This window comes from Leifsonia sp. AG29, from assembly GCF_009765225.1.
GTDB lineage: Bacteria > Actinomycetota > Actinomycetes > Actinomycetales > Microbacteriaceae > Leifsonia.
The window spans coordinates 2763020-2788844 of sequence record NZ_VMSF01000001.1 but is presented as its reverse complement, the minus strand read 5'-3'; the positions used below and the strand labels follow the sequence as shown (position 1 = coordinate 2788844).

At 68.8% G+C, this 25825-nt stretch carries 25 protein-coding genes; 14 read left to right on the top strand and 11 right to left on the bottom strand.

The window, feature by feature from the left end; translation table 11 throughout:
* Nucleotides 1-11 precede the first annotated feature (11 nt).
* From FPT20_RS13530 to FPT20_RS13505, 6 genes are all read left to right on the top strand, one after another.
* Complete coding sequence (locus FPT20_RS13530) at nucleotides 12-1688, top strand: ABC transporter substrate-binding protein (protein WP_158866095.1); 1677 nt, start codon at nucleotides 12-14, stop codon at nucleotides 1686-1688.
* 94 nt (nucleotides 1689-1782) lie between these two features.
* Complete coding sequence (locus FPT20_RS13525; RefSeq protein ID WP_158866093.1) at nucleotides 1783-2607, top strand: ABC transporter ATP-binding protein; 825 nt, start codon at nucleotides 1783-1785, stop codon at nucleotides 2605-2607.
* A complete protein-coding gene (locus tag FPT20_RS13520) occupies nucleotides 2604-3416 on the top strand; it encodes an ABC transporter ATP-binding protein (RefSeq protein WP_158866091.1) in 813 nt (270 codons plus the stop codon). The genes FPT20_RS13525 and FPT20_RS13520 overlap by 4 nt, the downstream gene beginning before the upstream one ends.
* On the top strand, nucleotides 3413-4483 hold the full coding sequence (locus FPT20_RS13515) for an ABC transporter permease (protein ID WP_233265527.1): 1071 nt from the start codon (nucleotides 3413-3415) through the stop codon (nucleotides 4481-4483). The genes FPT20_RS13520 and FPT20_RS13515 overlap by 4 nt, the downstream gene beginning before the upstream one ends.
* A gap of 2 nt (nucleotides 4484-4485) precedes the next feature.
* Entirely contained in the window at nucleotides 4486-5520 is a 1035-nt protein-coding gene (locus FPT20_RS13510; RefSeq protein ID WP_158866089.1) for an ABC transporter permease, read from the top strand.
* Nucleotides 5517-7787, top strand: a complete 2271-nt coding sequence (locus tag FPT20_RS13505) for a glycoside hydrolase family 3 N-terminal domain-containing protein (RefSeq protein WP_158866087.1) — start codon at nucleotides 5517-5519, stop codon at nucleotides 7785-7787. Before FPT20_RS13510 ends, FPT20_RS13505 begins: the two co-directional genes overlap by 4 nt.
* 6 nt (nucleotides 7788-7793) lie before the next feature.
* Here FPT20_RS13505 and FPT20_RS13500 read toward each other — a convergent pair whose 3' ends face one another.
* Together FPT20_RS13500 and FPT20_RS13495 are read right to left on the bottom strand one after the other, a co-directional pair.
* Complete coding sequence (locus FPT20_RS13500) at nucleotides 7794-8561, bottom strand: SDR family oxidoreductase (RefSeq protein WP_158866085.1); 768 nt, start codon at nucleotides 8559-8561, stop codon at nucleotides 7794-7796.
* Nucleotides 8558-9442, bottom strand: a complete 885-nt coding sequence (locus FPT20_RS13495; protein ID WP_158866083.1) for a helix-turn-helix transcriptional regulator — start codon at nucleotides 9440-9442, stop codon at nucleotides 8558-8560. Before FPT20_RS13495 ends, FPT20_RS13500 begins: the two co-directional genes overlap by 4 nt.
* Nucleotides 9443-9543: 101 nt before the next feature.
* On the opposite strand from FPT20_RS13495, the gene FPT20_RS13490 reads away from it, so the two are divergent.
* Nucleotides 9544-11007 carry an MFS transporter gene (locus FPT20_RS13490; RefSeq protein WP_158866081.1) on the top strand — a complete coding sequence of 488 codons (1464 nt, stop codon included), beginning with the start codon at nucleotides 9544-9546 and terminating at the stop codon, nucleotides 11005-11007.
* Between the two features lie 78 nt (nucleotides 11008-11085).
* A complete protein-coding gene (locus FPT20_RS13485; RefSeq protein ID WP_158866079.1) occupies nucleotides 11086-11967 on the top strand; it encodes an aldo/keto reductase in 882 nt (293 codons plus the stop codon).
* Between the two features lie 24 nt (nucleotides 11968-11991).
* Here FPT20_RS13485 and FPT20_RS13480 read toward each other — a convergent pair whose 3' ends face one another.
* Nucleotides 11992-13053 carry a sodium:calcium antiporter gene (locus tag FPT20_RS13480; protein WP_233265526.1) on the bottom strand — a complete coding sequence of 354 codons (1062 nt, stop codon included), beginning with the start codon at nucleotides 13051-13053 and terminating at the stop codon, nucleotides 11992-11994.
* 163 nt (nucleotides 13054-13216) lie between these two features.
* On the opposite strand from FPT20_RS13480, the gene FPT20_RS13475 reads away from it, so the two are divergent.
* The 3 genes from FPT20_RS13475 (at nucleotide 13217) to FPT20_RS13465 (ending at nucleotide 14432) form a co-directional block, all read left to right on the top strand.
* A complete protein-coding gene (locus FPT20_RS13475) occupies nucleotides 13217-13633 on the top strand; it encodes a hypothetical protein (RefSeq protein WP_158866075.1) in 417 nt (138 codons plus the stop codon).
* Nucleotides 13633-13851, top strand: a complete 219-nt coding sequence (locus FPT20_RS13470) for a helix-turn-helix transcriptional regulator (RefSeq protein ID WP_158866073.1) — start codon at nucleotides 13633-13635, stop codon at nucleotides 13849-13851. The genes FPT20_RS13475 and FPT20_RS13470 overlap by 1 nt, the downstream gene beginning before the upstream one ends.
* A 98-nt stretch (nucleotides 13852-13949) precedes the next feature.
* A complete protein-coding gene (locus tag FPT20_RS13465; protein WP_158866071.1) occupies nucleotides 13950-14432 on the top strand; it encodes a cupin domain-containing protein in 483 nt (160 codons plus the stop codon).
* A 69-nt stretch (nucleotides 14433-14501) separates the two neighbouring features.
* Here FPT20_RS13465 and FPT20_RS13460 read toward each other — a convergent pair whose 3' ends face one another.
* On the bottom strand, nucleotides 14502-14924 hold the full coding sequence (locus FPT20_RS13460; RefSeq protein ID WP_158866069.1) for a DUF7144 family membrane protein: 423 nt from the start codon (nucleotides 14922-14924) through the stop codon (nucleotides 14502-14504).
* Between the two features lie 233 nt (nucleotides 14925-15157).
* Nucleotides 15158-15826: a GAP family protein gene (locus tag FPT20_RS13450; RefSeq protein ID WP_158866065.1), complete on the bottom strand. Its 669-nt coding sequence runs from the start codon at nucleotides 15824-15826 to the stop codon at nucleotides 15158-15160.
* 191 nt (nucleotides 15827-16017) lie between these two features.
* On the opposite strand from FPT20_RS13450, the gene FPT20_RS17860 reads away from it, so the two are divergent.
* Nucleotides 16018-16185 carry a hypothetical protein gene (locus FPT20_RS17860; protein WP_199245788.1) on the top strand — a complete coding sequence of 56 codons (168 nt, stop codon included), beginning with the start codon at nucleotides 16018-16020 and terminating at the stop codon, nucleotides 16183-16185.
* A 55-nt stretch (nucleotides 16186-16240) separates the two neighbouring features.
* Here FPT20_RS17860 and FPT20_RS13445 read toward each other — a convergent pair whose 3' ends face one another.
* Genes FPT20_RS13445 through FPT20_RS13435 form a run of 3 tightly spaced genes read right to left on the bottom strand, consistent with a single transcriptional unit; the run spans nucleotide 16241 to nucleotide 21332 of the window.
* Nucleotides 16241-17986, bottom strand: coding sequence for an FAD-dependent oxidoreductase (locus FPT20_RS13445; RefSeq protein ID WP_158866063.1), 1746 nt, complete (start codon nucleotides 17984-17986; stop codon nucleotides 16241-16243).
* Nucleotides 17987-18030: 44 nt separating this feature from the next.
* Nucleotides 18031-19455, bottom strand: coding sequence for a glucose-6-phosphate dehydrogenase (gene zwf / locus FPT20_RS13440; protein WP_158866061.1), 1425 nt, complete (start codon nucleotides 19453-19455; stop codon nucleotides 18031-18033).
* Nucleotides 19452-21332 (bottom strand): glycoside hydrolase family 15 protein, encoded by a 1881-nt coding sequence (locus FPT20_RS13435; protein WP_158866059.1) that lies wholly within the window; start codon nucleotides 21330-21332, stop codon nucleotides 19452-19454. The genes zwf and FPT20_RS13435 overlap by 4 nt, the downstream gene beginning before the upstream one ends.
* 272 nt (nucleotides 21333-21604) lie before the next feature.
* On the opposite strand from FPT20_RS13435, the gene FPT20_RS13430 reads away from it, so the two are divergent.
* Nucleotides 21605-21877 carry a hypothetical protein gene (locus tag FPT20_RS13430; protein WP_158866057.1) on the top strand — a complete coding sequence of 91 codons (273 nt, stop codon included), beginning with the start codon at nucleotides 21605-21607 and terminating at the stop codon, nucleotides 21875-21877.
* A 32-nt stretch (nucleotides 21878-21909) separates the two neighbouring features.
* Here the strand turns inward: FPT20_RS13430 and FPT20_RS13425 are convergent, their stop codons facing one another.
* Together FPT20_RS13425 and FPT20_RS13420 are read right to left on the bottom strand one after the other, a co-directional pair.
* Entirely contained in the window at nucleotides 21910-22644 is a 735-nt protein-coding gene (locus FPT20_RS13425; RefSeq protein ID WP_158866055.1) for a hypothetical protein, read from the bottom strand.
* Nucleotides 22645-22872: 228 nt separating this feature from the next.
* Nucleotides 22873-24369 carry an MFS transporter gene (locus FPT20_RS13420; protein ID WP_158866053.1) on the bottom strand — a complete coding sequence of 499 codons (1497 nt, stop codon included), beginning with the start codon at nucleotides 24367-24369 and terminating at the stop codon, nucleotides 22873-22875.
* Between the two features lie 87 nt (nucleotides 24370-24456).
* Between FPT20_RS13420 and FPT20_RS13415 the strand changes: the two genes are divergently transcribed.
* Nucleotides 24457-24996: a TetR/AcrR family transcriptional regulator gene (locus FPT20_RS13415; RefSeq protein WP_158866051.1), complete on the top strand. Its 540-nt coding sequence runs from the start codon at nucleotides 24457-24459 to the stop codon at nucleotides 24994-24996.
* Here the strand turns inward: FPT20_RS13415 and FPT20_RS13410 are convergent.
* A complete protein-coding gene (locus tag FPT20_RS13410) occupies nucleotides 24987-25805 on the bottom strand; it encodes an NAD(P)H-binding protein (RefSeq protein WP_158866049.1) in 819 nt (272 codons plus the stop codon). The two genes, FPT20_RS13415 and FPT20_RS13410, sit on opposite strands and share 10 nt — an antisense overlap.
* Nucleotides 25806-25825 lie beyond the last annotated feature (20 nt).

Here is a 25825-nt window from a genome sequence, read left to right as displayed (position 1 = left end):
AAGGAGAAGCAATGAGGCTTAGGAAATACCTGATCACGGCATCCGCGATCGCGGCCATGAGCGCCCTGGCGCTGACGGGCTGCTCGTCGAGCGGGTCGGCCGCCGCGAGCGGTTCGAGCGGGTCGCTCACCGTGGCGAAGCCGGATGGCGCGGCCATCCTGGCGACCGAGATCAACAACCCCTTCATCACGACCGGCTCCGGCATGTCGCTCGGCTACGACCGGATGATCTACGAGCCCCTCGCGATCGTGAACCCGGTCGGCAAGAACGAGACCACCCCGTGGCTCGCGTCGAAGGTCGAGTGGAACTCCGACTACACGCAGCTGACGGTCACCCCGCGCAAGGGCGTCAAGTGGAGCGACGGCAAGCCGTTCACCGCCGACGACATCGTCTTCACGTACACCCTCATCAAGAACACCCCGGCGCTCGACCTCGGCGGCCTCAAGCTCTCCGACATCAAGAAGGACGGGGACAACGTCGTCCTCACGTTCGGCGAGTCGAAGTTCGTCAAGCAGGGCGACGTGCTCCAGGTCGCGATGGTCCCCGAGCACCTGTGGAAGGGCATCTCCGACCCCACCAAGGACGCGGTCAAGAACGCGGTCGGCACCGGCCCGTACACGATCAAGAGCTTCTCGTCGCAGGGCGTCGTGCTGAACGCGCGCACCGACTACTGGGGCGGCAAGGTGCCGGTGGCCCAGCTCAAGTACCTCGAGTACAACGACAACACCGGCCTGCTGCGCGCTCTGCAGAGCGGCGAGACCGACTGGGCTCAGATCTTCATCACCGACTACAAGAAGAACTACGTCGACAAGGACCCGAAGCACAACGTCTTCTGGGGCGCCAACGTCCTCAGCCCGGACATGATCGTCGTCAACACCACCAAGGCCCCCTTCAACGACGTCGCGTTCCGCAAGGCGGTCAACATGGTCGTCGACCGCAAGGCGCACGCCGAGAAGGCCCGGGGCAACGCCGGCCCCGAGCTCACCAACGTGACCGGCATCCCGCAGCCGACGGGTGACCAGTACATCGCCTCCGAGTACAAGGACCAGACCTTCAAGATCGACGTCGACGGCGCCAAGAAGGTGCTCAGCGACGCGGGCTACACCTGGAACAACGGCGCCCTGACGGATCCGTCGGGCAAGCCGGTCTCGTTCACCCTGCAGGACCCGCAGGGCTGGAACGACTACGTCACCGGCATCCAGCTGGTCGCCACGCAGATCAAGACCACGCTCGGTGCCGACGCCAAGGTCGCCACGCCGGACGCCGACACCTGGTTCGCCAACGTCGCCTCGGGCAACTTCGACGCCGCCCTCCACTGGACCGGCTCGGGCTCGAACCCGTGGCACATCTACGACGACGTCATGAACGGCAGCTACCTCGACCAGGCCGCCGACGGCAAGGTCTCGGATAACTTCGGGCGCTACAACAACCCGGAGGCGACCGCCCTGCTCAAGGAGTACGCCGCGGCGTCCGACGACAGCGCCCGTTCGGCCGCTCTCGAGAAGCTGCAGAAGATCTTCGTCGAGCAGGTCCCGGCGATCGCGATCGGCACCCACCCGCAGCTGGCCCAGTACAACACCCGGAAGTTCACCGGCTGGCCGAGCGAGCAGGACCAGTACGCGACCGCCGATCCGACCCAGCCGTCGGCTGTTCAGGTCCTGATGAAGCTGAAGCCCGCGGGCAAGTAAGCGTCAGCCCTTCAACCGTCCGGGGCGGGCGGAGGCTCCTTCGAGCCCGCGCCCGCCCCGGGCGATCCGCGGACAGGACGAAAGCGACACCCCGATGACAGACTCCCTGCTCTCCGTGCGCGACTTCTCGGTCGTGTACGACGTCGACCCGCCGGTCGCGGCGGTCAAGAACGTCACCCTCGACATCAAGCGCGGCGAGATCGTCGGCTTGGCCGGCGAGAGCGGCTGCGGCAAGACGACGCTCGCCTACGGCGTGCAGCGCCTCCTCAAGCCCCCGGCGGTGATCACCACCGGCAGCGTCGTGTTCCACGACGAGAGCGGTGAGGACGTCGACGTCAACGCGCTCGACGCCGAGCAGATGCGCCGCTTCCGCTGGGACAAGATCTCGATGGTCTTTCAGGGCGCGATGAACGCCCTCAATCCGGTGGCGACCATCGGCGCGCAGCTCGAGGACGTCTTCCTCGTGCACCGCCCCGGGATGAGCCGCGCCGAGCGCAAGGCCGCCGTGGTGGAACTCCTCGAGATCGTGAAGGTGGGCGCCCAGCGGGTGCGCTCCTACCCGCACGAACTCTCCGGCGGCATGAGGCAGCGCGTCATGATCGCCATGGCGCTCGCCCTGCGTCCGCAGCTCATGGTCATGGACGAGCCCACCACCGCGCTCGACGTGCTCGTGCAGCGCGAGATCCTCAAGCAGATCTCGCAGCTGCGTCACGATTTCGGCTTCTCGGTGGTCTTCATCACCCACGACCTCCCGCTGCTGCTGGAGATCAGCGACCGGATCGCGATCATGCGCGAGGGCGAGATCGTCGAGCTCGCCACGGCGGAGCAGATCTGGACCGACCCGCAGCACGAGTACACGCAGAAGCTGCTGCAGTCGTTTCCCCGGCTCACGGGAGAGAGAGGAGTGGTCGTCCGATGACCACGCTCGAGTTCAAGAACGTCACCAAGATCTACAACGTCCGCGGCTCCGGGCAGCTCAAGGCGCTCGACGACGTCAGCTTCACGCTGGGCCCGCGCCAGACCATCGGACTCGTGGGCCAGTCGGGCAGCGGCAAGTCGACGATCGCGAAGATCCTCACGCAGCTCGAGACGCCGACGCGCGGCGAGGTGCTGCTCGACGGCTCACCGGTCCCGCGGAGCGGCAAACGGCTGCGGCGGTACCGCCAGCAGCTGCGCATGGTCTTCCAGGACCCGTTCGCCTCGCTCAACCCCTCGCACTCGATCCGCCACCACATCGAGCGCCCGCTCCGGCTCGACCGCGTCGTGCCGCGCGCCGAGGTCGACGCCGAGGTGCGGCGCCTGCTGAACCGCGTCCGGCTCGACGCCGACGCCGTGATCGACCGTCGTCCGCACGAGCTCTCCGGCGGCCAACGGCAGCGCGTAGCCATCGCGCGGGCGCTCGCCTCGCGGCCGGCGCTGCTCGTCGCCGACGAACCGGTGTCGATGCTCGACGTGTCGATCCGCCTCGGCGTGCTCAACCTCCTCGCCGACCTCCAGCGGGAGGAGGGGCTCGGCGTGCTCTACATCACCCACGACCTCGCGACCGCCCGCCACTTCAGCGACGAGATCATCGTGCTGAACCAGGGCCGGATCGTCGAGCACGGGGCCGCCGACGACGTCATCCTCCGTCCGCGCGACCCCTACACGCGCGAGCTCCGCGCCGCGTCCCCCGACCCGGAGAACCACTTCCGGGCGCTGACCGCCCCGACCGCAGGAGGTGCGCTGTGAGCGCCGAAGCGACGACCCCCGCCGACCCGACGCTCGTCGGCACGACCGCCACTCGCGCCGAGCGCGGCCGCGCGCGCATCCCGTGGCGGTTCATCGGAGGCCGCACGGCGTTCTACGCGTTCATGCTCTGGGCGGCCATCACGATCAACTTCTTCCTGCCGCGCATGATGAAGGGCGACGCGGTCTCCTCGTACATGGCCCGCAGCCAGGGACAGCTGACCCCGGAGGCAGAGAAGGCGTTGCGGCTGCTGTTCGGAGTGGACACGTCCGTGCCGCTCTGGCACCAGTACCTCGACTACTGGAACATGCTGCTCCACGGCAACCTGGGCGTCTCGATCTCCACCGGCATGGCGCCCGTGGGCGACGCGATCGCCTCGGCCCTCCCGTGGACGCTCGGACTCGTCGGCTTCGCCACCATCGTGTCGTTCCTCATCGGCACGGCACTCGGCGCGGTCATCGGCTGGAAGCGCGGCGGCCGGCTCGATGTGCTCGTGCCGATCACGACCTTCCTCGGGACCATCCCCTACTTCTGGTTCGGTCTCATCCTCATCGCGATCTTCTCGACCACCCTCGGCTGGTTCCCTGCGGGGCATGCCTACGAGCTGGGCGTCGACCCGGGCTGGAACGGCGACTTCATCGGCCAGGTCGTCTCGCACGCGGCCCTCCCGATGGCGACGATCGTGATCGTCTCGCTCGGCGGCTGGGTGCTCGGCATGCGCAACATGATGCTCACCGTGCTCGACGAGGACTACATCACCGTCGCGCAGGCGAAGGGCATGCCGAACCGGCGCGTGCTGTGGCGCTACGCGGCTCGCAACGCGGTGCTCCCGCAGATCCAGAGCTTCGCCCTGGCGCTCGGCTTCATCGTGAGCGGCACCATCGTGATGGAGATGGTCTTCTCCTACCCGGGCATCGGCCTGCTGCTGCTCAACGCGACCAACGCGAAGGACTACGCGCTGATGCAGGGCATCTTCCTCGTCCTCGTGCTGGCGGTGCTGATCGCGAACATCATCGCCGACATCGCCTACGCCATCCTCGACCCGCGCACCCGTCAGACGGAGGCCTGACCATGACCACTCCCTCCACCTTCCACCTGAAGGCCGTGCCGGCGAAGAGCACCGAGACGCGGGCGACCTTCTGGTCGCAGCTCAAGGCGTCGCTGGCGATGTTCAGCAACCGCAAGTCGGCCGCCGGCCTGATCATCCTGGGCGTGTTCGTGCTCGTCGCGATCTTCGCCCCGCTGATCGCCCCCTACGACCCGAACGCGCAGCACCTCGACGAGACGCTGCAGCCGCCGTCGTTCACCCACCTCCTCGGCACGACGCACATCGGCCAGGACGTCTTCAGCCAGCTCGTCTACGGCACGCGGGGCGTGCTCGTCGTCGGCTTCCTCGCGACGATCATGGCCACGGTCGTGGCGATCGTGGTCGGCGTGACCGCGGGCTACCTGCGCGGCTGGAAGAGCGAGTCGCTCTCGGCCCTGTCGAACGTCTTCCTCGTGATCCCGGGGCTCCCGCTGATGATCATCGTCGCGTCGCAGTTCGACGACCCGCCGCTGGCGCTCATCGCCGCGGTCCTCGGCCTCACCGGCTGGGCGTGGGGCGCGCGCGTGCTGCGGGCTCAGACCATGTCGCTGCGCAACCGCGACTTCATCCAGGCCGCACGGGCCAACGGCGAGCCGCTGCACCGCATCATCCTCGTCGAGATGCTGCCGAACCTGATGGCGATCATCGCCTCCAGCTTCGTCGGCACGATGACGGCCGCCGTCCTGGGGTTGACCACGCTGGCCTTCATCGGCGTGATCCCGGTGTCGAACCTCAACTGGGGAACCATCCTCTTCTGGGCGCAGCAGAACAACGCGTTCCCGGACTACTGGTGGTGGTACGTGCCCGCCGGTCTGTGCATCGCGCTGCTCGGCGTCTCGCTGGCCCTCATCAACTTCGGCATCGACGAATACGTCAACCCGCGCCTGCGCTCGGCCGGCGAGCGCGCCCGCGCCATGAAGCGCAAGGGCATGAACCTCACCACCGCCGTCACCCAGGTGCGCACCGAATCCCCCGCGGCCGTACCGGCCGACACCTCACCGGAGAGCACCACCGCATGACCTCGATCCTCACCGACACCACGACCGGAACCCCGAAGGAGGTGCTCCCCTACCAGGACCCGACGCTCTCGACCGCCGAGCGCGTCGCCGACCTCCTCGCCCGCATGACGGTGGAGGAGAAGGTCGGGCAGATGCTCCAGCTCGACGCACGCGATGACCTCCGCGACCACATCCTGCGGCGCCATGTCGGCTCGATCCTCCACACGTCGCCCGAGCGCATCCTGGAGGCGAACCGGCTCACGGCCGAGACGCGGCTGCGGATCCCGCTCCTCGTCGGCGAGGACTGCATCCACGGGCATTCGTTCTGGCCCGGCGCCACGATCTATCCGACGCAGCTGGGTCTCGCCGCGTCGTGGGACGCCGACCTCGTCGAGCGCGTCGCGCGCGCGACCGCCGAGGAGGTCGCCGTCACCGGCGTGCACTGGACCTTCTCGCCCGTCCTGTGCATCGCCCGGGACCTCCGCTGGGGACGCGTCAGCGAGACGTTCGGCGAAGACCCTTACTTGATCGGGGAGCTCGCGAGCGCGATGGTCCGCGGCTATCAGGGGGAGGGGCTCGACGACCCGACCGCGATCCTCGCGACGGCCAAGCACTTCGCCGGATATTCGGAGACGCAGGGCGGCCGCGACGCGAGCGAGGCCGACATCTCGCGGCGGAAGCTCCGGAGCTGGTTCCTGCCGCCGTTCGAGCGCGTGGCCCGGGAAGGATGCCGCACCTTCATGCTCGGGTACCAGAGCACGGACGGCGTGCCGATCACCGTCAACGACTGGCTTCTGAGCGACGTGCTCCGCGGAGAGTGGGGATACACCGGCACGCTCATCACCGACTGGGACAACGTGGGCCGCATGGTCTGGGAGCAGAAGGTGCAGCCCGACCACACGCACGCCGCCGCGGCCGCCGTCCGGGCGGGGAATGACATGGTCATGACCACGCCCCTCTTCTTCGAGGGCGCGCTGGAGGCGGTCGCCCGGGGAATGCTCGCCGAGGACGCCTTCGACGCGGCTGTCGGGCGGATCCTGACGCTCAAGTTCGAGCTCGGACTCTTCGAGGACCCGCGCCTGCCGGCGGCCGAGCTGGGCACCGTGGTCGGCAGCGCCGGGCACGCGGCGCTCAACCTCGAAGCCGCACGACGGTCGATCGTGCTGTTGGAGAACGACGGGACGCTGCCGCTCGAGATGGGCGCGCCGGTCCGAGTCGCGCTGGTCGGCCCGCTGGCCGACGATGCGCAGACCCAGCTCGGGGACTGGGCCGGAGGGTCGGGCCAGGCCGGCTGGCTGGACGGCCAGCCGCGCGAGATGATCACCACCGTCCTCGACGGGCTCCGTGCCGTGGACGGCATCACCGTGCGGTACGCCCGCGGAGCCGACATCCTGACGCTCGAGGACGATCCTCGCGGGGCCACCTTCCCCGACGGCCAGCCGAGACCTCCGGTGGTGGTGCCGTGCGCCCCCGATGAGCGACTGATCGCCGAGGCCGTAGCCGCCGCTGCGGCATCCGACGTGGTCGTCGCCGTCGTCGGCGACCGGATCGAGCTGGTCGGCGAGGGTCGTTCCACCGCCACGCTCGAACTGATCGGCGGCCAGAACGCTCTGCTCGATGCGATGATCGCGACCGGAAAGCCTGTCGTCGTGATCCTGCTGGCGTCGAAGCCGCTCGTCCTCCCTCCGTCGGTCGCCCGTGCCGCGGCCGTGATCTGGGCCGCGAACCCCGGCATGCGGGGCGGCCAGGCGCTGGCCGAACTGCTCACCGGCCGCATCGAGCCCTCCGGACGCCTCCCGATCTCCTTCGCGCGCCATGTCGGCCAGCAGCCGACGTACTACAACCAGATCCGGGGTCAGCACGGCGACCGCTATGCCGACCTCAGCCAGGCGCCCGCGTGGGCGTTCGGGGAGGGGCTGTCGTATTCGACGGTCGAATACTCCGACCTCGCCCTGGCACGGACGCAACTCGGCGTCGGCGACGACATCGAAGCCGAGGTCACCGTGAGGAACACCGGAGGTCGTCCGGTGCGCGAGACCGTCCAGGTCTACGTGCGCGACACCGTCACGAGCGTGAGCTGGACCGACCGCGAGCTGAAGTCGCACCGTCAGGTGGACCTGGAGCCGGGTGAGAGCGCTCGGGTGCGCCTGACCCTCCCGGTCACGGAGTGCACGATCGTGGACTCGGCCGGGAACCGAATCGTCGAACCGGGCGCGTTCGAACTGCTGGTCGGCCCGTCGTCGCGCCCGAGTGATCTCCTGGCGGCGGGATTCGAGGTGCGTGCCTGAACCTGGTCAGCGGGTGCCGATCGCGTCCAGGTCGCGGAGGAAGGTCTCCGGTTCGCGGTCGAGCGGGAGCACGGCGGCGTCCGTCGCACCGTCGAGGGAACCGGCCGCGTCCGTCTCGAGAGCGGCGAAGACACCTGTGAGGTCGCGCTGCTCCGGACCGGTCTCGGCGACGAGTTCGAATGTCTTGCGGTCGGCGGCCTGGCTGCTGAGGGAATCGATGAGGACGCGGGCGATCTCGTCGCGGGCGATGACGCCGTCGCGCGGGGTGCCCGACTGCCGGGTGTCGCCCTGGAGCATCACGATCCGGCGCTGCCCGTCGTCGTTGTAGTCGAACCACCCGGGCCGAACGACCGTATACGGGTTGCCGCTGGCACGTACGAGCCGCTCGCCGCGGAGCTTCCACTCGGCGTAAGGGACCCCTGGCCGCGTGGTTCCGATCGCCGTCATCAGGGCGATCCGCACCCGGCGGCCGCCGAGCGCCTTCAGGATGTTCGCGACGCCGGCGTAGTCCACGTCTCGCACGTCGCTCTCGCGGGTGGTGGTGCCGTGGACGAAGACGACCCCGTCGACTCCGTCGACTGCGGCGGTGAGCGTGTCCGGACGCGTCAGGTCGCCGAGTACGAGCTCCACGTCGTCGCCCAGGCGGCGGCCACGGGCGCCATCGCGGACGAGCGCGCGAACGCGGTAGCCCTGCCGGAGGGCTTCGGCGACGGCGTAGCGACCGACGCTGCCGGTGGCGCCGACGATGAGGACGCTGGTGGGGCGGTCGTTCATGACTTCTCCAGGTCGGACTCGGCCGCGGATGCCTGCCGCTGCGTCGCGGCCCAGCTCGCGAGGAGCTTCAGCGCGTCCTCGGAGGGTGTCCCCGGGTCCGCCGTGTAGACGTTGACACGCAGACCCGGTTCGCCGGGCAGCTCGAGCGCTTCGAAGGCGAGGTCGAGGTCGCCGACGATCGGGTGATGGATGCGCTTGCGACCCGTCCGGTGGTGACGCACGTCGTGGCGCGCCCACCGCGTCCGGAACTCCTCGCTGCGGGTGCTGAGCTCGCCGACGAGGTCGGTGAGGTCCTTGTCGTAGGGGTTGCGGCCCGCGGCCTGACGCAGGATCGCGACGATGTCGTCGGCCGCCCGCTCCCAGTCGGAGTAGAACTCACGCGCTTTCGGGTTGAGGAAGGTGAACCGGGAGTTGTTGGGCGGCTGCACCTCCTCGGCCATGAGGTCGAGGTAGAGGGCGCGTCCGAGCTCGTTGACGGCGAGCACGTCGCCGCGGTCGTTGCGCACCCAGGCCGGCGCCGTGGTGATGGCGTCGATGACCCGCTGCAGGCTGGGCCGCACGCTCTTGGGGCTCTGGCGCCGACGGACGCGCGGTGCGACATCCGCCGCCCGCGCCAGGTCGTAGAGGTGCGAGGTCTCGGCGTCGTCGAGGTGCAGGGCACGGGCGAGCGACTCGAGGACGCTGTCGGAAGCACCCGAGAGGTTTCCGCGCTCGAGCCGCGTGTAGTAATCGACGCTGAGGCCGGCGAGCATCGCGACCTCCTCCCGCCGCAGCCCCGTCACGCGACGGTTTCCGCCGTAGGCGGGGAGGCCCGCCTGGTCGGGGGTGATCCGGGCGCGGCGAGAGGTGAGGAACTCCCGCACATCATCGCTGTTGCTCATGACCTCGACGCTACGCTGCGCGCCGCGAGGGAGGGAGGGCCTCCCATTACCTGGAACGCCCGGGACTCCCGAGCGGGCGGCCTACGCCGTTGCATGGAGGTATGCCTCCCACGTCGAACCGCTCCTCGAACCTCCCCGCACACCCGGCCGCGATTCTCGCGATCGTGCTGATCAGCTACTTCATGATCCTGCTGGACAACTCGGTGATCTTCACCGCGCTCCCGAGTCTGCAGGCCGATCTGCGCCTGTCGACCGGCGAGCTGTCGTGGGTGCAGGACGCGTACACGCTCGTCTTCGGCGGGCTCCTCCTGCTCGGCGCCCGGGCCGGCGACCTGCTCGGCCGGCGTCGCGTGTTCGTGTTCGGACTGGTGGTCTTCGCGCTCGCATCACTGGCGATCGGATGCTCGCCGACCGCGTGGTGGGCGATCGCCGGCCGCGCGATCCAGGGCATCGGGGCCGCGATCGTCGCCCCGACATCCCTGTCGCTGCTCACGGCGAGCTTCCCGGAGGGACGGGAGCGCACCCGCGCGGTCGCCTGGTACGGCGCGACCGCGGGGATCGGGGCAAGCCTCGGCCTGGTCATCGGCGGCGCCTTGGCCCACTGGATCTCGTGGCGGGCGGGGTTCTTCGTGAACGTCCCGATCGGCGCGGCGATGATCGTCCTCGCGCCCCGCTTCCTGGTGGAGACGGGTCGTTCCCGCGGCCGCTTCGATGTCGCCGGTGCGGCGACCGCCACGCTCGGGGTGGGAGCGCTGGTGTTCGGCATCATCGACAGCGCGGACGCCGGCTGGCTCTCCCCGGTGACCATCGGCTCGCTCACCGCAGGGGTGCTCCTGCTCGTCGGGTTCGTGCTCATCGAGGCGCGAGCGGCGCAGCCGATCATGCCGCTACGGCTGTTCGCCAGTCGTCGCCGCACCGGCGCGTACCTGTCGCGCTTCCTGTACCTGGGCGCGATGATCGGGTTCTTCTTCTTCACCACGCAGCTGATGCAGGACGTGCTCGGTTTCGACCCGTTGCAGGCCGGGCTGGGCTTCCTGCCGATGACGGCCGTGAACTTCGCCGTCGCGATGAGCATCCCCCGGCTGGCGCGGCGGTTGCCGAGCTCGGTGCCGCTCGTCGCCGGCATCGTGCTGACGCTCGCCGGGATGTTCTGGCTGAGCCGTGCGGAGGCCGGCGCCGGTTACTGGCTGGCCGTGGCGCTGCCCATGGTGCTCATCGGCGCCGGCCAGGGGCTCGCCTTCGCGCCGCTGACCTCGTTCGGGATCATCGGAGCACCCGCCGCGGATGCCGGCGCCGCCTCCGGACTGGTCAACACCTTTCACCAGGTGGGGACCTGCCTCGGCCTGGGCATCGCCGTCGCTGCGGCGGCGACAGCGCCGGCCGGGGGATCGGCGGCGGCCACGATGACGGCGCAGGTCGGACTGGCGTTGACGGCCGGCAGCGTGCTCCTGCTGCTGAGCCTGATCGTCTCGCTCGTGCTGATCGTCCCGGCCGACCTCGCCGCCCGACGCAGCGCTGCGCCGGCCACCACGGGATCCGTTCGCCGCGTCCCCGTCGCCGACTGAACCGCGTCCTGCGTTCAGGGAGGTACTGACGTGGCCTCCCTGTTCTCCGCGGACGCTCCTACCGTGAAAGGCATGGTCATGGAACTCACTCTCAACAACGGCATCACGATGCCGGCTCTCGGCCTCGGCGTCTTCCAGTCACCGCCGGAGGAGACCACCGCTGCGGTCGAGGCGGCCCTCGCCACCGGCTACCGCCACATCGACACCGCCGCCGCCTACGGCAACGAGCGCGAGGTCGGGGAGGGCATCCGCCGCTCGGGCCTGCCGCGCGACGACGTGTTCATCGAGACGAAGGTCTGGGTGTCCGACTACGGCTACGACGAGACCCTCCACGCGTGGGAGAAGGCCGTCGGCAAGCTCGGCGTCGAGCGGCTCGACCTGCTCATCCTGCACCAGCCCGCGCCCGGTGTCTTCGACAAGACGATCGCCGCCTACAAGGCTCTGGAGGCGCTCCTCGCTGACGGGCGCGTCCGTTCGATCGGTGTCAGCAACTTCATGCCGCACCACCTGGAGCGGCTGCTCGCCGAGACCGACGTCGTCCCCGCCGTCAACCAGATCGAGCTGCACCCCTACTTCACCCAGCCGGATGTCCAGGCCGCGGATGCCGCCAGCGGCATCCTGACCCAGGCGTGGTCGCCGATCGGCGGGATCACCTTCTACCCGGGATGGGGGGAGGAGCGCAAGAACGTCATGCAGGATGCGACGATCGCCGGGATCGCCGGGGCGCACGGCAAGACCCCGGCGCAGGTGATGCTGCGCTGGCACCTTCAGGAGGGACGCTCGGCCATCCCGAAGTCGGTGAACCCGAAGCGCATCGCGGAGAACTTCGATGTGTTCGACTTCGAGCTCACCGCCGACGACCTGGCGCGGATCGACGACCTCGACACGGGCGTGCGAAACGGCCCCGACCCCGACCAGATGCGGACCGAGCGGTTCGCGATGGTCATCCCGGAGGCGTGAGAAGGGGAGAGATCATCGCGCGGGTCAGCCGCCGGTGGCGATCGCCACGAGTCCCCCGACCCCGATCAGATAGAGAACGATCACGGTCAGCGAATCGACGCCCATTCCGGCCACTCGCTTGTGCGGTCGGAAGATCAGGCCGACGGCGAAGACGAGGGTCAGGAGGGCCGCGACAGCCGTGAGAAACACGTCCGACGCGTTCGCCTGAGGCAGGACGGACTTTCCAGAGATCAGGGTCGCGATCAGGAAGAGGACCGGGAGGAACGCATTGCCGCCGAAGATGTCCGAGATCGCCAGGTTGTCGTTTCCCTGACGGACCGCCTGCAGGCCTGTGGAGATCTCGGGGAGGGACGTCGCCAACGCGAGGACGGTGGCGCCGAAGAGGACGCCCGAGAGCCCCAGCTGTCCGAAGGCCGCGTCGCCCGCCTGCTCGACGGTCACGCCGGCGACGAGCGTCGCGAGGGCGGCGATCGCGAAGATGATCGCCGCCTTCGCTGTGCTCATCCGATCGGAATCCTCGTGCTTGCGGATCTGGTGGCCGCGCGGATGAGGAGTGTTCGTGTCCGGTGCTGCGCCGTCCTCGTGCCAGGGGAGGCTCTTGTCCGCCCGCCGGACCAGGAGGAGTCCGACGACCCAGATGACCGCGATGAGGACCACGTCCGGGCTGAGCCGGGCGAACACCAGACCGGGCGGCAGCTGGCTCCCTCCGATCACCACCGCGAGAACCGCCACGACGACGATCGCCTCGAGCACCAGCCCGAGGGACGCCGCCCGGTAGGTGAGCGGTTTCACCCCGTGTCTGCGCCGGCCGAAGATGTCGAGGACGGCGATCACGACGGTCTGCAGGGCGATGCCGCCCAGGATGTTCCCCGCAGCCACCTCCAGGGAACCGGAGGCGGCCGCGCTCACCGTGATGGCGATCTCGGGCAGATTGGTCGCGACCGCGAGCACGATCAGGCCGCCGAACGCGCTGCCGAGATGCAGCCGGTCGTCGAGAACGTCCGTGGTCTTGGAGAGGTACACCCCCGCGACCCAGATCACCGCCGCGCCGACGACGAACAGAACCAGGAGCAGCCACAGTGGCACGCCGTGCACCTCCATTCCTTCAGGGGCCCACGGAACGCCCGGGGCCCCTTCCACTCAATACCGATATGTGCGATATGCAACTGTTGCATCTGCGCAATCGGCCGAGAATGCACCATGTAAAGGAACCTTGACTCTTTGGGTGGACCGCGCCTACCCTCGAAACGTGACAAAGAAACTTGACACACGTGACGAGTCGCCGACCGAACTCCGCCGTCGGCGGCGGTTCCGGGTGCAGCTCTGGGCGGCGGCCGCGCTCCTCCTGCTCACCAACGTCGCGCTGTACTTCTGGGGCCACGCCTCGGGTTCGTGGCGCGTGCTCTGGGCGCTTCTGCCGATCCTCCCGCTGATCTGGATGGTCGTCATCGTCGCGCGACGCGTCCGCGAGATGGACGAATACCAGCGCAAGCTCTTCTTCCCGGGTCTGGCCGTCGGTTTCACCGTCTCGACCGTCGCGGCCGTGACCCTGGGGACGCTCGGTTCGACCGGCCTCCCCGTGCCGAACGGCGGGTGGCTGATCGCCGTGGTGGGCGTGCTGTCGTGGGAGGTCACCAATCTCCTCGTCGGTGCACCCACCGCCTGATGGACAACCTCGTTCGAACCGAGCGGGAGGCGCGCGGCTGGACCCAGGCGGCGCTCGCCGAGCGCCTCGGCGTCTCACGTCAGACCGTCGTCGCGATCGAGACCGGAAAATACGACCCGTCCCTCCCGCTCGCGTTCCGGATCTCCGCCGTATTCGGCAAGCCCATCGAGGAGCTCTTCAGCCCCGGACCTGATCACAACGGGCCCTTCCGTCGCTGAGGCTGGCCGGCGGAATCGGGGGGAGGGGGACCTTCGCCTCTGACCGGCGGGTGGGCGCGTGCGGTGCGGTGTTCACCACGAGAGACAGGAGAACGCCCATGAATGACATCGGGCCACGACCCGACGCGTTCGATATCGAACGCGCCACCACGGACAACGAGACCTACCGAACGGTCGCGTGGACCGGCGAGTATCTGCAGGTCACGCTGATGACCATTCCCGTCGGAGAATCGATCGGTCTGGAGTGCCACCCGGCGACGGATCAGTTCCTCCGCGTCGACGACGGACGCGGGCGCGCGGTCATGGGCCCCGCCGAGGACCGGCTCGACTTCGAGAAGGACGTCACCGACGGCTGGTCCATCCAGGTCCCCGCCGGCACCTGGCATGACGTCATCAACACCGGCGACGGACCGCTGCGGCTCTACACGGTCTACGCGCCGCCGCACCACGCGGCCGGAGTGGTCCAGCGGACCAGCGCGGACGCGGCGCGGGACGAGTCGTCCGGGGCGGACGAGCCGCCGGCGTGGACCGTTCAATCAGGCGAAGGCGAGCCCGACCGGCACGCAGCGGACGCGAACTAAGATCACGGCCGCCGCTGCAGGTGCAGCGGCGGCCGTGATCGGTCTGCCGTGATCGGAGGAGCGGCGGGATCAGGCGTCGCGCAACTCCCGCCCGTGCATCATGACGGCCCAGATGACCACGACATCGATGGCGATGATCGTGAGGGACCAGAACGGGGCCACGTTCAGCGAGAGGAACTGGCTGATCAGGCTGCCGCCGGCGACGAAGACCGCCACCGTCCGCGCGAACATGCTCCCGCGCATCAGCGCTGCGCCGATCGCGATGACGACCACGCCGACGATCATCGTCCACCAGCCCCACCAGTAGGTCGTGCCGAAGGGCGCGCCGTTGTTGTTCCACATGGTCCAGTTGTTGCGGATCACGGCGAAGAAGCCCGTGAGCAGGCTGAGCGCTCCGCTCAGCATCATGACGAAGGAGGCGAACGCGATCCATCCCGTCCACCCCGTGACCTCGGTCGGCTCACGTCGTGTATTCATGTTCGTTCCGGCCATGATGATCTCCTTCAACCCGCCGTTCACGACCTGGTGGCCGCACCCCCATGGTCGCGCTCGCGGGCACGTGCGGGCAGGGACCAAAGACCCAGGTCAGCCGATGAAAGGTCCCGGCTGTCGCCGGAGCGGTCAGCGGCGCGCGGGGTCGAGGTTGACGCCGATCCCGCTCCTGAGCTGCGGATCGGGGGAGTCGATGAAGAGTTCGGGGTTCGGCCAGACCAGCTGCGCCTGGGTCAGAGGCGGGTGAGGCCGTTGCCCAGGATGACGGTCCCGATCACCGCCGCGACCACGATCGCGACCGTGGTGTCGTTGCGGAGCAGCCACCCTTGCGCGGCGGAGAGCGCCGGTCGCGCCGCGTCCGGTCTGGCCACGGCGAACAGCGCCGGGCCGCCGACGGAGCTCGCCCCGATGACCACGAACACAGCGATGGCGACGGCATCCTGCGCGGCGGGGAGTTGAGCCGGCCCGATCACCAGTCCCGCGGCGATGGCGAGCAGGATGGACTTGGGCCGGACGGTGAGAGCGAGGCCGAGTCCCAGCGCGGCCGCCGGTCGCATCCGGCCGAGGGCCACCATCCAGCGCGGGAGCGATTCGCGCTCCGGTTTCCGTCGCCGCCGCCGCACCTCGATCCCCGCATAGACGAGCAGGGCGATGCCTGCAACGATCTCCAGGACGCCCACGACCGGTGGGGCACCGGTGGACGTGTCGGCCGGCACGGCGTGCAGGAAGATCGCGAACAGCGAGGTGATCACCACCAGGCCGACCAGGTAGCCGACGACGAACAGGGTCGGCACCAGCGGCCGCTTCGCCTCCAGAAGCAGCACCAGCGCGGCCAAGATCGGGACGGAACTCAGCGCGACCGCGATCGCCAACGGCAGCAGCTGCCCGATGACGCCCAGCATTCGACCCCTTCCGCCGGAAGCCCGTAGCGACACCGCGTCCGCGCCGAGCCGTGTTGCCCCGAGGCTACGGCAGCGATGCCGGGCGCGAACAGGCACGGCTCGAGCGATCGTGCCGACTGCTGCGCGGCAGAGAGATCCCGATCTTGCCGCGATGGCCACCAGCGGACCGTTTCGCGCGTACCGTGAGCATCATGTTGACAGTGATCGTGATCCTTCTCGTGGTGTGGGCCGTGCTCGCCGTCGTCGGGTTCGCCATCAAAGGTCTGCTCTGGCTCGCGATCATCGGCATCATCCTCTTCATCGGCACGCTCGTCTTCGGTTTCGTCCGGCGGAGCGCGCGGAGGAAGAAGTCCGTCTGACACAGGCCGACGGTCCTGTTCGTCACCATCGACGCCCTGGCAGAGCCCGGGGCCGCTACGCACTCTGAACCGGAGCGGTGCGGTCAGCGCCGCGCCCTCCGCGGTCGCCGCGCGGGACGTTCACGATCGCCCGCGAGAGCATGCCACCCGAGATCACACGGGCATCGATACCGCGCTGGCGCAGCATGCGGGAGGCGGTGTAGGCGCGCTGTCCGGAGCGGCACACCACGTTCACCGGCCGGTCGCGGGGCACCTCGTCGATTCGCTCGCGGAGCTGGCCCACAGGGATGTTCAGCGCTCCCGGCACGCTCTCGACCGCCAGCTCGGGACGCTCGCGCACGTCGAGCACGAATCCTTCTCCGATGGACTCCCAGTGGCTCACCGGCAAGTCGCCGCGCAGCACATCGGCCGCCACCATACCGGCGAAGTTGATCGGGTCCTTCGCGCTTCCGTACGGCGGCGAGTAGCACAGTTCCGCCTGCTCGAGGTCGTACACGGTCGCCCCGAGTTGGATCGCCAGAGCGATGTGGCTGATGCGTTTGTCCACCCCGTCCTCACCGGCGGCCTGCGCGCCGAGCACGCGCCCATCGGACTTGCGGAAGATGAGCTTCATCGCGATGGGTCTCGCCCCGGGGTAGTACCCGGCGTGGGAATTCGGGTAGAGGTAGACCTTCTCGTAGTCGCTGTCTCCGAGCCTCCTCAGGGTCTTCTCACTCGCGCCCGTCCAGGCGATCGCGTCGCCGAACAGCCCCACGATCGAGGTGCCTTGCGTGCCTCGGAATGCCGAGTCGCGTCCTGCGATGACGTCGGCCGCGATCCGCGCCTGCCGGTTCGCCGGTCCCGCGAGGGCGATGAGGCTCCACTCCCCGGTCACGAAGTCGCGCACCTCGACGGCGTCGCCGACCGCGAAGATGTCGGGGTCGCTGGTGCGCATGTGCTCGTCGACCCGGATGCCGCCGCGCTCGCCGATGTCGAGGCCGGCCTGGCGTGCGAGCTCGGTGTCCGGACGGACGCCGAGGGACAGGATCACGAGATCGGCGGGGTGGGACGAGCCTGACTGAGTCGTGACGGTCATCGCCTCGCCCCCGTCATTCCGGTCGAACCGCGCCACCGCGTCCCCGACCACGACATGGACGCCGTGCAACTCGAGGAAGTCGCGCACGAGGTTGCCGTACTCGGGATCGAGAGGGCCGAGCACCTGATCGGCCAGTTCGATGACCGTGACATCGAATCCTCGAGCGACGAGGTTCTCGGCCATCTCGAGGCCGATGAATCCTCCGCCCACGACGACGGCGTGCATCTTGGGCCGAACGGTCTGGAATCCGGAGTACTTCTCCATGCCGGCGAGCAAGCTGGTCCCGCGCTCGATCCACTGCCGGATCTCCCGCGCGTCGGGCACCGTTCGGACCTGGAAGATTCCATCCAGGTCGATGCCGGGGATCGGGGGTCTTATCGACCGAGCCCCCGGTGCCAGAACCAGCTTGTCGTACGACTCGGTCGTCACCTGGCCGGTGGCGGAATCCCGCAGGTCGATGGTCTTGGCCTCAGGATCGACGCGGACCGCCTCGCACCCGGTGCGGCAATCCACGCGGAAATGCTCGCGGAACAATCGCTCGCTCGCTACGAGCAGATCCGACTCGTGCTCGATCACGTCGCCGACGTGGTACGGCAGTCCGCAGTTCGCGAACGACACGTACGGCCCCTTCTCGACCATGATGATCTCGGAATCCTCGTCCAACCGCCGCAGACGTGCGGCGCAGGAAGCGCCGCCCGCCACTCCACCCACGATGATGACCTTCATCGGACTTCTCCTCGCTCAGTCAGTACTTCGTCGTTCAACATCGGTCACCGCACAGGCGCTTCTGGCGCGCCGGGCTGTGGGATCCAGGGGTTGCGCCATCCGCCGTGCTCGGCCACGAGCGCAGCGGATCCGTCTGGTCCCCATGTCCCGGTCGCGTACGTCTGCACGGGCGGCGGGGCGTCGATGAGCGGCTGCATGACGCGCCACGCCTCCTCGACCGTGTCCTGGCGGCCGAAGCGTCCCGCGCGGCCCTCGATCGCAGCGAGCAGAAGCACTTCGTACGGGGTCGGGCCCTCGCCGCCTTCCGCCGCGAATTCCATATCGAACTCCACCGGACTGGGCGTCTCGGCGTCCGCGCGCTGCGCGTTCAGCACGATGCGGAGGCCCGTGGTGGGGTCGAGCCGGATCACGAACTGGTCGGGTTCGCTGTCGGTGCGTCGCAGCCCGAACCCGAGCCGGGGCGGGTGCTTGAACACCAGCCGCACCTCGGTCTGGGTGACGGGCAGCAGCTTGCCGGTGCGGATGAAGAAGGGGACGCCCGACCAACGCCAGTTCTCGATCTGCAGCTCGAGCGCGCAGAAGGTCTCGGTGGTGGAATCGGCCGCGACCCCGTCTACCTCGCGGTATCCCGAGAACTGACCGCGCACATATCGTGCGGGGTCGGCGTCCACCATCGAGCGGAAGACCGAGGTCTGCATGTCCTTGAAGGTGCCGACGTCGCCGTGGGACGGCGCCTCCATCGCCACGGCAGCGAGCAGCTGCATGAGGTGGTTCACGACGACGTCGCGCAGCGCTCCGACCGGTTCGTAGAAGCCTCCGCGCCCCGCGATGCCGAAGTCTTCGGCCATGGTGATCTGCACGCAGTCGATGTAATTGCGGTTCCACACGGGCTCGAGCATCGCGTTCGCGAACCGAAGGTAGATGATCTCCTCGAGCCCCATCTTCCCGAGGTAGTGGTCGATCCGGTACAGCTGCGACTCGTCGACGTACTGATGCAGGTCGGCGGCGAGATCCCGGGCCGACGCGAGATCGTGTCCGAAAGGCTTCTCGATCACGAATCGGCCTCGCGCGGCGAGGCCCGCATTCGCGAGCCCCTCCACGACCGTCCCGAACAGGCCGGGCGGAGTCTCGAGGTAATAGACAGGAGCGGTCGCTGTGCCGACGGCCGTGGCGACTCGCTCGTAGGTGCCCTCGTCGGCGAAATCACCGTGCACATAGCTCAGCCGCCCGCAAAGCCGCTCGAGAACGACCGGGTCGATCACCTCTCCCGTCGCGGCGACGGATTCGCGGACACGGCGGATGAGACGGTCGATGGTCCAGTCGTCGAAGGCCACGCCGATGATCGGGAAGTCGAGCATTCCGCGCTTCTCAAGCCGGTAGAGGGATCGGAAGGTCATCACCCGAGCGAGGTCACCCGTGATCCCGAAGACGACCAGCGCGTCGCCCCGAGCGCCCGTGCCGGCGGTCATTCCGCTCGCCGTCCCTTGTGGAGCACCGCCTCCACATCGCCTGAGCCGTGGTCGAGCTGATAATCCAGGTTGACGGCGGCGTTGATCAGAGCGAGGTGGCTGAAGGCCTGCGGGAAGTTGCCGAGCTGCTCGCCGGTCAGACCGATCTCCTCGGAGTACAGGCCCAGATGGTTCGAGTAGGTGAGCGCCTTCTCGAAGACGAGCTCAGCCTCGTCGAGACGCCCCGCCCGTGCGAGGGCGTCCACGTAGAAGAAGGAGCAGAGGGTGAACGTGCCCTCGGAGCCGCGCAACCCGTCCGGCGACGCGGCCGGGTCGTAGCGGTACACCAGGCTGTCCGAGACGAGCTCGCCCTCCATTGCGTCGAGCGTCGAGAGCCACATCGGGTCGCGCGGCGCGACGAATCCCATCAGCGGCATCAGCAGGAGGGAGGCGTCGAGCACGTCGGTGTCGTAATGCTGCACGAAGGCGCCGCGATCCGGATGCCATCCTCGGGTCATCACCTGGTCGTAGATCCGATCACGCTGCTCGATCCAGGCGGAGAGGGGTGCCGGCCGGCCGTGCCCCCGCGCCAGCCGCACTCCGCGGTCGAGAGCGACCCAGCACATGAACCGGCCGTAGGTGAAATCCTGCCGTCCTCCCCGGGTCTCCCAGATGCCCTCCTCGGGCTGGTCCCAGTTCTCGCAGACCCAGTTCAGCATGTCGACGATCTGGGCCCAGCCCTGGTGCGGCAGCTCCAGTCCGTGGGTGTCCGCGACGTGGATCGCGTCCATCGCCTCCCCGTAGATGTCGAGCTGGAGCTGATCGGCTGCGCCGTTCCCGACGTGCACGGGGCTCGAGCCCCGATAGCCCTCGAGCTTGTCCAGCGTCTCCTCGACAAGGTCCGAGGAACCGTCGACCCGGTACATGATCTTCAGCGGTCCGGATCCGGTCCCGACGCTCTCCCGGATGCGGTCCATCAACCAGCCCACGAACGCTTCGGCCTCATCGGTGTACCCCAGGCCGAGCAGCGCGTAGACCGAGAACGACGCGTCCCGCACCCAAGTGAAGCGATAGTCCCAGTTGCGCTCGCCGCCCACCTGCTCGGGGAGGGCCGAGGTCGGCGCCGCGACGAGCGCGCCGGTCGGCGCGTAGGTCATGAGCTTGAGCGTCATCGCCGAGCGGGACACCATCTCGCGCCATCGCCCGGTGTACGTCGAGCGGGAGTTCCAGTTGCGCCAGTAGCTGCGGGTCTCCTCGAACGTCTGGCGCAGCTCGTCGAAGGAGATCTGCCGAGGCTCGACCCCGCCCGATTCCAGCACCACCCCGGTCATCTCGCCCGCGTCCAGGGAGATGGTGACGCGTACTCCGTGCTCCAGCACCTCCGCATGGCCCGCGCGCTCGGTGCCATGCAGGACCGCGTCGCCGATCCGGTGCATCGTGAGGGTGAGGGACTCGGAGGTGAACACCGCGCCGTTCTCTCTGGCCTCGATGGTGTGCGGCGCTCGCCCGTAGTCGAACCGCGGCTGGATCTCGGCGACGAAGCGCATGGAACCGCGCACCACCCGGACCATGCGCACCAGTTCGTGCCGCTCGGTCGCCGTCTTGCCGGCCACGGGCATGAAGTCGATGACCTCGCCGACTCCGGCCTCCGTGAGGAAGCGCGTGATCAGGATGGCCGTGTTGGGCAGATAGAGCTGCCGCGTGACGTAGCCCTCATCGGCCGGTCGGATCCGGAAGAAGCCGCCCTGCTCGGCGTCGAGCAACGACGCGAAGACGCTCGGCGAATCGAACCTCGGACAGCAGAACCAGTCGACCGTCCCCTCCGAGTCGATGAGCGCCGCGGTCTGCAGGTCGCCGATGATCCCATGGCCGCTGATGTCCGGATAATCGTCACGCATGTTTGCCTCCGTCGTCCTCTGCAGGGTCGCAGGGGAGGGCTCGGGAGGGCGGGGCGAAGGTCCTGTGGAGGCAGGGCGGACGGGGAGTAGGAACGCAGCGCGACGTCGTGGTCTATTTGCCTAGCCTGGCTAGTATCTTCTCTCTCCCCACAGGCCTAGAATCGTGTTCGAGAGACTGTGTGAGTCGGACCCCATGACCCGGTCGCCGCAGAAATCCGCGCCCCAACCTCCGAGCATCCCTCCCGAACTCGCGCTGTGGACGGAGGGGGACCATGTCCGGACCGGAACGCGCATTTGAGCGCGACGGCCACGCCTACGAGCTCTGGGAGATCGAACCCGACCCCGTATGGAACCTGTTCGAGGACTTCGGCGATGAAGCCGCGCTCGTCGGCTCGGTCAGCCGGCGCAAATCGCAGTTCAGCATCGAGTGCTTCTGGAAACCTCGGCCCTGCGGGGGCATCCGAGACATCGATGCGGGAACCGTCGATGAGGCGGTCACCGCGCTCTTGGGGCTCGCCGCGGGAGAGGACCCCCGCGGCGCATGAGCCGCGGGGGCCGCGCACCCCGACCTGTCGGTCTACTTCAGCGCCTGGCGGACCTCCTTGGCGTCGGCGTGAGCCTTCTTGACCGCGGCGGCGGCGGCCTTGGAGGACGACTCCACGGACGAGAGGACCGAGTGGTTCGCGTCGTAGGCGCTCGGCGTGACGGCGAGGGCCGCGGAGGCGGCGCCGCTCTCATCGTGCGACGCGGTCGAGATCTGCGACGACATGTCCTTCAGAGCCGACTGGAGGGCGTCGGTCGACTTGCCCTTGTCCTTGCCGGACAGGAGGGCCGACAGGTTCGACTGCTCCTTGGTCAGTGCGGGCAGCGTGGTTCCGGTGAGCCGGTCGGCTTCCGAAACGAGGTGAGCCTGGCGCAGCGCGACGGCGTAGACGCGGTACTTGCTGTAGACCTCTTTGAGGTCGGCCGCGGCCTGCGTCGCGGTGGTGTCTGCGGCGATCGTGGAGGCCGAGGACTTCATGGCCGCGAGGTCGGCGTTCAGCGTCCCGAGGAGGGTCGACCGGTCGGACGAGGTCAGGTACTTGTCGTCCGTGACCTTGCTGATCGCGGCGGTCAGCTTGGTTTCGCGATCCGAGGTGGCCTTCGCGCCCGCGGCCTGGATGTCGGCGAGGGACTTCGGGGCGTGCGAGGAGGTCGGGGTCGGCGTGGGCGTCGCGGTCGTGTCCGCGAATGCGGGTGCGCCGACCAGCGCCGCGTAGGCGACGACGCCGGCCGAGGCCACGGTCGCGATGGTGACAGATCGGTGGGACATGGTTCTCCGTTCAGGGCGAGACGTCAGGGGTTTCCTGACACTCCTCAGCCTGCGAGTGCCGTGTTCGAGGAATGTAAGGCGGCGGTACGGAGACGGTTCGACCGGAAGGGGCGCCTGCGCTGGGTGCGCCCCGGCTACAGGTCCGGTACGAGCCGGCTGCCCCGGCAGCGGGAGAGGCACGTCCTCACCGATTAGCGGAAGCGGGCGGAGGCGCGCCCGCCCATCAGTTCACTGTCGGCGACTGGCCCCGACCGGTGCTTGAACGCCGGCTGGATTGACCGGGAGCCGGCTCGCGGCGGCCGCCGCAGTCGCACCGGCGGTGGAGCCGGCGCGGGACCTCCGCGCGGCGACGAGCATGACTGCGCTGACGAGGATGGCGAGCGCGTAGAAGCCGTCCGCGACACGGAACACGGTCTGGAAGCCGGTGACCTGAGCGGCGACACCGGCATGGTGGTCGGTGATGGCGACGAAGACGCTGGCGAGAACCGCGAGGCCGACGGAGCCGCCGAGTTGGTGGGCGGTGTTGACCAGGCCTGAGCCGGCGCCGGCCTGCGCGTCGGGCACGTCCGCCATGCCGAGTTGCGTGAGCAGGATGATGGCGATGCCCTGACCGATTCCGAGGACCAACAGGGGCAGGAGCACCCACGGAAGGAACGCCGTGTCCGCGCCGACGGTGGACACCCATCCCATACCGACCAGAGCGACCACCAGGGACGCGATCAGGAGCCGCTCCTGTCCGATGCGGCGCACGAGCGGCCGAACGATGTAGACGGTGGCGAAGAACATGCCGGTGAGCGGGATGAAGCTCAAGCCCGCGAGCAGGGCGCTGAAGTGCAGCACCTCCTGCAGGTACTGGCTGAGGAAGTAGAACGTCGAGAACATCGCACCCACGATGAGGATCCGGGCGATGTAGGCGCCGGAGCGGGTCGCGCTCGAGAACAGCCCGAGGGGGACGATCGGCTCCGGGCTCCGCCGTTCCACGAGCACGAAGACCGCGACCAGCGCGGCCGCAAGGGTCAGGCTGCCGAGGACGATCGGCGAGGTCCAGCCGAGTGTGCCCGACTCGATCAGACCCCAGACGAGCGCGGTCATCGCGACCGTGATCGTCAGAGCGCCAACCAGGTCGAAGCTGCCGCGTCGACGAGCGGTCTCGGTGAGGAAGCGCGGCGCGAGCAGGACGACGAGGAGGCCGATGGGAACGTTGATGAGAAGGCCCCAGCGCCACGAGAGCAGATCGGTGAAGACGCCGCCGACGATGATTCCGACGCTCGCCCCTGCCCCGATGACCGCGCTGTAGGTGGCGATCGCGCGGCTGCGCTGCTCCGGCTCGGGGTACGCGCCCACCAGAAGTGCCAGGGTTGACGGGATGGCGAACGCCGAGGCCGCGCCCTGCAGGACGCGAGCGGCGAGCAGGCTCGGCACGTTGAACGAGAGCCCGGCGAGCAGTGAGGCGAGGGCGAACACTGCGACGGCGATCACGAAGACGCGCCGGCGCCCGGCCAGGTCGCCCACACGCGCGCCGAGGAGCAGCAGGCCGCCGAAAGCGAGCACGTACGCGTTCTGTACCCACGACAACGACGTGGGGGAGAAGCCCAGGTCCGCGACCAGGTGCGGTAGGGCAGTGGTGACGATCGAGGTGTCCAGGACCATCATGAGTTGCGCGCCCATGATGAGGGCGAGCACCGTGGTACGGCGCCATCTGGGCGCCGACGTTGTGGAAGGCATGTGCACTCCTTAGGATTAGTGGGGGGATCCCTCCGGTTATAGCACAAACGGAGTGACCTCCCCACTTATTCCAGGAATGAGGTAGAGGTGTCCGATCGTCCGCTCCGCGCCGACGCGCGTCGGAACCACGAACGCATCGTCGAAGCGGCGACGGCGGTCTTCGCCGAAGCCGGCGCCTCGGCATCGTTCGAGGAGGTGGCTCGGCGCGCAGGGGTCGGGAGCGCCACGCTGTACCGGCGATTTCCGACCCGAGCGGCCTTGTTCGAGGCCGTCTACTCGGACCAGGTCGATCAGTTGCTCGCGCCGACGTCGAGCGCGGCGGCCTCCCCGCTCCAGGCCCTCAGTGACTGGCTGCGTCGATTCGTGGACTTCATCATCGGAAAGCGAGCGTTCGCCGAAGAGATGGCGCATGACACGGAGATCGTCTATGCAGCCAGGCGCCGCATCTATGCGACCGTCGAACCGCTGCTGGCGGCCGCGCAGGCGGACGGCGAGGTGCGCCCCGACGTGACGGCCGACGACATCCTTCGCATGCTGAGCGGAATCGGCCTCGCGGACTATCCGCACGAGGGGCAACTCGATCGGATCGTCGGGGTGTGCCTCGACGGACTCCGGACTCAGCGCTGAGGCGACGGCACCTCGCGCCGCGCCCACTCCTCGAACGACGTCGCCGGCCGTCCGAGCACTGCTTCGACATCGTGGCTGAGGTAGGCGTCCGAGCCGGAGGCGATCCCGCGGAGCATCGCCATCCGCCATTCGATGTAGCCCTCGGGCAGTCCCTGGGCGCGCAGGCGCGCGATGTGCGCGTCGTCGGATTCGGAGACGTAGCGCACCGTGCGACCTGTTACCTCGGTGAGGATGCGCGCGGCCTCCTCGAAGTCGATCGCGTGGGGGCCCGAGAGCTCGAGGACGCGACCGCCGTACTCGTCAGTGGTCAGCGCGACCGCGGCGACGTCGGCGATATCGTCCACATCGATGAACGGCTCTCGGCCGTCGGCGACCGGGGCGTAGAAGGCGCCGTCGTCGTCGGGAACGAACATGGCCTCGGTGAAGTTCTGGGCGAAATGGCTCGGCCGGAGGATGGTCCACCCGAGCGGGCTCCGGCTCAGCGCAGCCTCGGCTCGTGCGACGGCGCCGTCGGGGAGGAACTCGACGCCGCGTGCAGAGAGGAGCACCGCATGTCGGACGTGCTGCTCGGCGGCAGTCGCCAGGAAGCGCTCGAGGAGTGGGCTCCAGTCGGAGGCGGAGCCGGGGCCGACGATGAAGACGCCGTCCACATCCTGCAGCGCCGGCGCCCACGTGCTCTCGTCGCGCCAGTCGAATCGGGGGGTGGTGCTGCGGCCCACGGCGCGGGCGGTGTGGCCCTGGGCTTCGAGTCGTTCGGCGAGACGGCGGCCGGTCTTCCCGGTGCCGCCGAGGAGGAGGAGTGTTGACATGTCGATGACGCTAGTCGCGG

What these genes read in the sequence shown, in the direction of transcription:
- FPT20_RS13420 (WP_158866053.1), bottom strand. Translation starts at nt 24,369, where the DNA reads ATGCCTTCCACAACGTCGGCGCCCAGATGGCGCCGTACCACGGTGCTC.
- FPT20_RS13530 (WP_158866095.1), top strand. Translation starts at nt 12, where the DNA reads ATGAGGCTTAGGAAATACCTGATCACGGCATCCGCGATCGCGGCCATG.
- FPT20_RS13435 (WP_158866059.1), bottom strand. Translation starts at nt 21,332, where the DNA reads ATGCGTGACGATTATCCGGACATCAGCGGCCATGGGATCATCGGCGAC.
- FPT20_RS13500 (WP_158866085.1), bottom strand. Translation starts at nt 8,561, where the DNA reads ATGAACGACCGCCCCACCAGCGTCCTCATCGTCGGCGCCACCGGCAGC.
- FPT20_RS13445 (WP_158866063.1), bottom strand. Translation starts at nt 17,986, where the DNA reads ATGAAGGTCATCATCGTGGGTGGAGTGGCGGGCGGCGCTTCCTGCGCC.
- FPT20_RS17860 (WP_199245788.1), top strand. Translation starts at nt 16,018, where the DNA reads ATGTTGACAGTGATCGTGATCCTTCTCGTGGTGTGGGCCGTGCTCGCC.
- FPT20_RS13465 (WP_158866071.1), top strand. Translation starts at nt 13,950, where the DNA reads ATGAATGACATCGGGCCACGACCCGACGCGTTCGATATCGAACGCGCC.
- FPT20_RS13490 (WP_158866081.1), top strand. Translation starts at nt 9,544, where the DNA reads ATGCCTCCCACGTCGAACCGCTCCTCGAACCTCCCCGCACACCCGGCC.
- FPT20_RS13425 (WP_158866055.1), bottom strand. Translation starts at nt 22,644, where the DNA reads ATGTCCCACCGATCTGTCACCATCGCGACCGTGGCCTCGGCCGGCGTC.
- FPT20_RS13510 (WP_158866089.1), top strand. Translation starts at nt 4,486, where the DNA reads ATGACCACTCCCTCCACCTTCCACCTGAAGGCCGTGCCGGCGAAGAGC.
- FPT20_RS13520 (WP_158866091.1), top strand. Translation starts at nt 2,604, where the DNA reads ATGACCACGCTCGAGTTCAAGAACGTCACCAAGATCTACAACGTCCGC.
- FPT20_RS13470 (WP_158866073.1), top strand. Translation starts at nt 13,633, where the DNA reads ATGGACAACCTCGTTCGAACCGAGCGGGAGGCGCGCGGCTGGACCCAG.
- FPT20_RS13505 (WP_158866087.1), top strand. Translation starts at nt 5,517, where the DNA reads ATGACCTCGATCCTCACCGACACCACGACCGGAACCCCGAAGGAGGTG.
- FPT20_RS13485 (WP_158866079.1), top strand. Translation starts at nt 11,086, where the DNA reads ATGGAACTCACTCTCAACAACGGCATCACGATGCCGGCTCTCGGCCTC.
- FPT20_RS13430 (WP_158866057.1), top strand. Translation starts at nt 21,605, where the DNA reads ATGTCCGGACCGGAACGCGCATTTGAGCGCGACGGCCACGCCTACGAG.
- FPT20_RS13460 (WP_158866069.1), bottom strand. Translation starts at nt 14,924, where the DNA reads ATGGCCGGAACGAACATGAATACACGACGTGAGCCGACCGAGGTCACG.
- FPT20_RS13525 (WP_158866093.1), top strand. Translation starts at nt 1,783, where the DNA reads ATGACAGACTCCCTGCTCTCCGTGCGCGACTTCTCGGTCGTGTACGAC.
- zwf (WP_158866061.1), bottom strand. Translation starts at nt 19,455, where the DNA reads ATGACCGCCGGCACGGGCGCTCGGGGCGACGCGCTGGTCGTCTTCGGG.
- FPT20_RS13495 (WP_158866083.1), bottom strand. Translation starts at nt 9,442, where the DNA reads ATGAGCAACAGCGATGATGTGCGGGAGTTCCTCACCTCTCGCCGCGCC.
- FPT20_RS13450 (WP_158866065.1), bottom strand. Translation starts at nt 15,826, where the DNA reads ATGCTGGGCGTCATCGGGCAGCTGCTGCCGTTGGCGATCGCGGTCGCG.
- FPT20_RS13410 (WP_158866049.1), bottom strand. Translation starts at nt 25,805, where the DNA reads ATGTCAACACTCCTCCTCCTCGGCGGCACCGGGAAGACCGGCCGCCGT.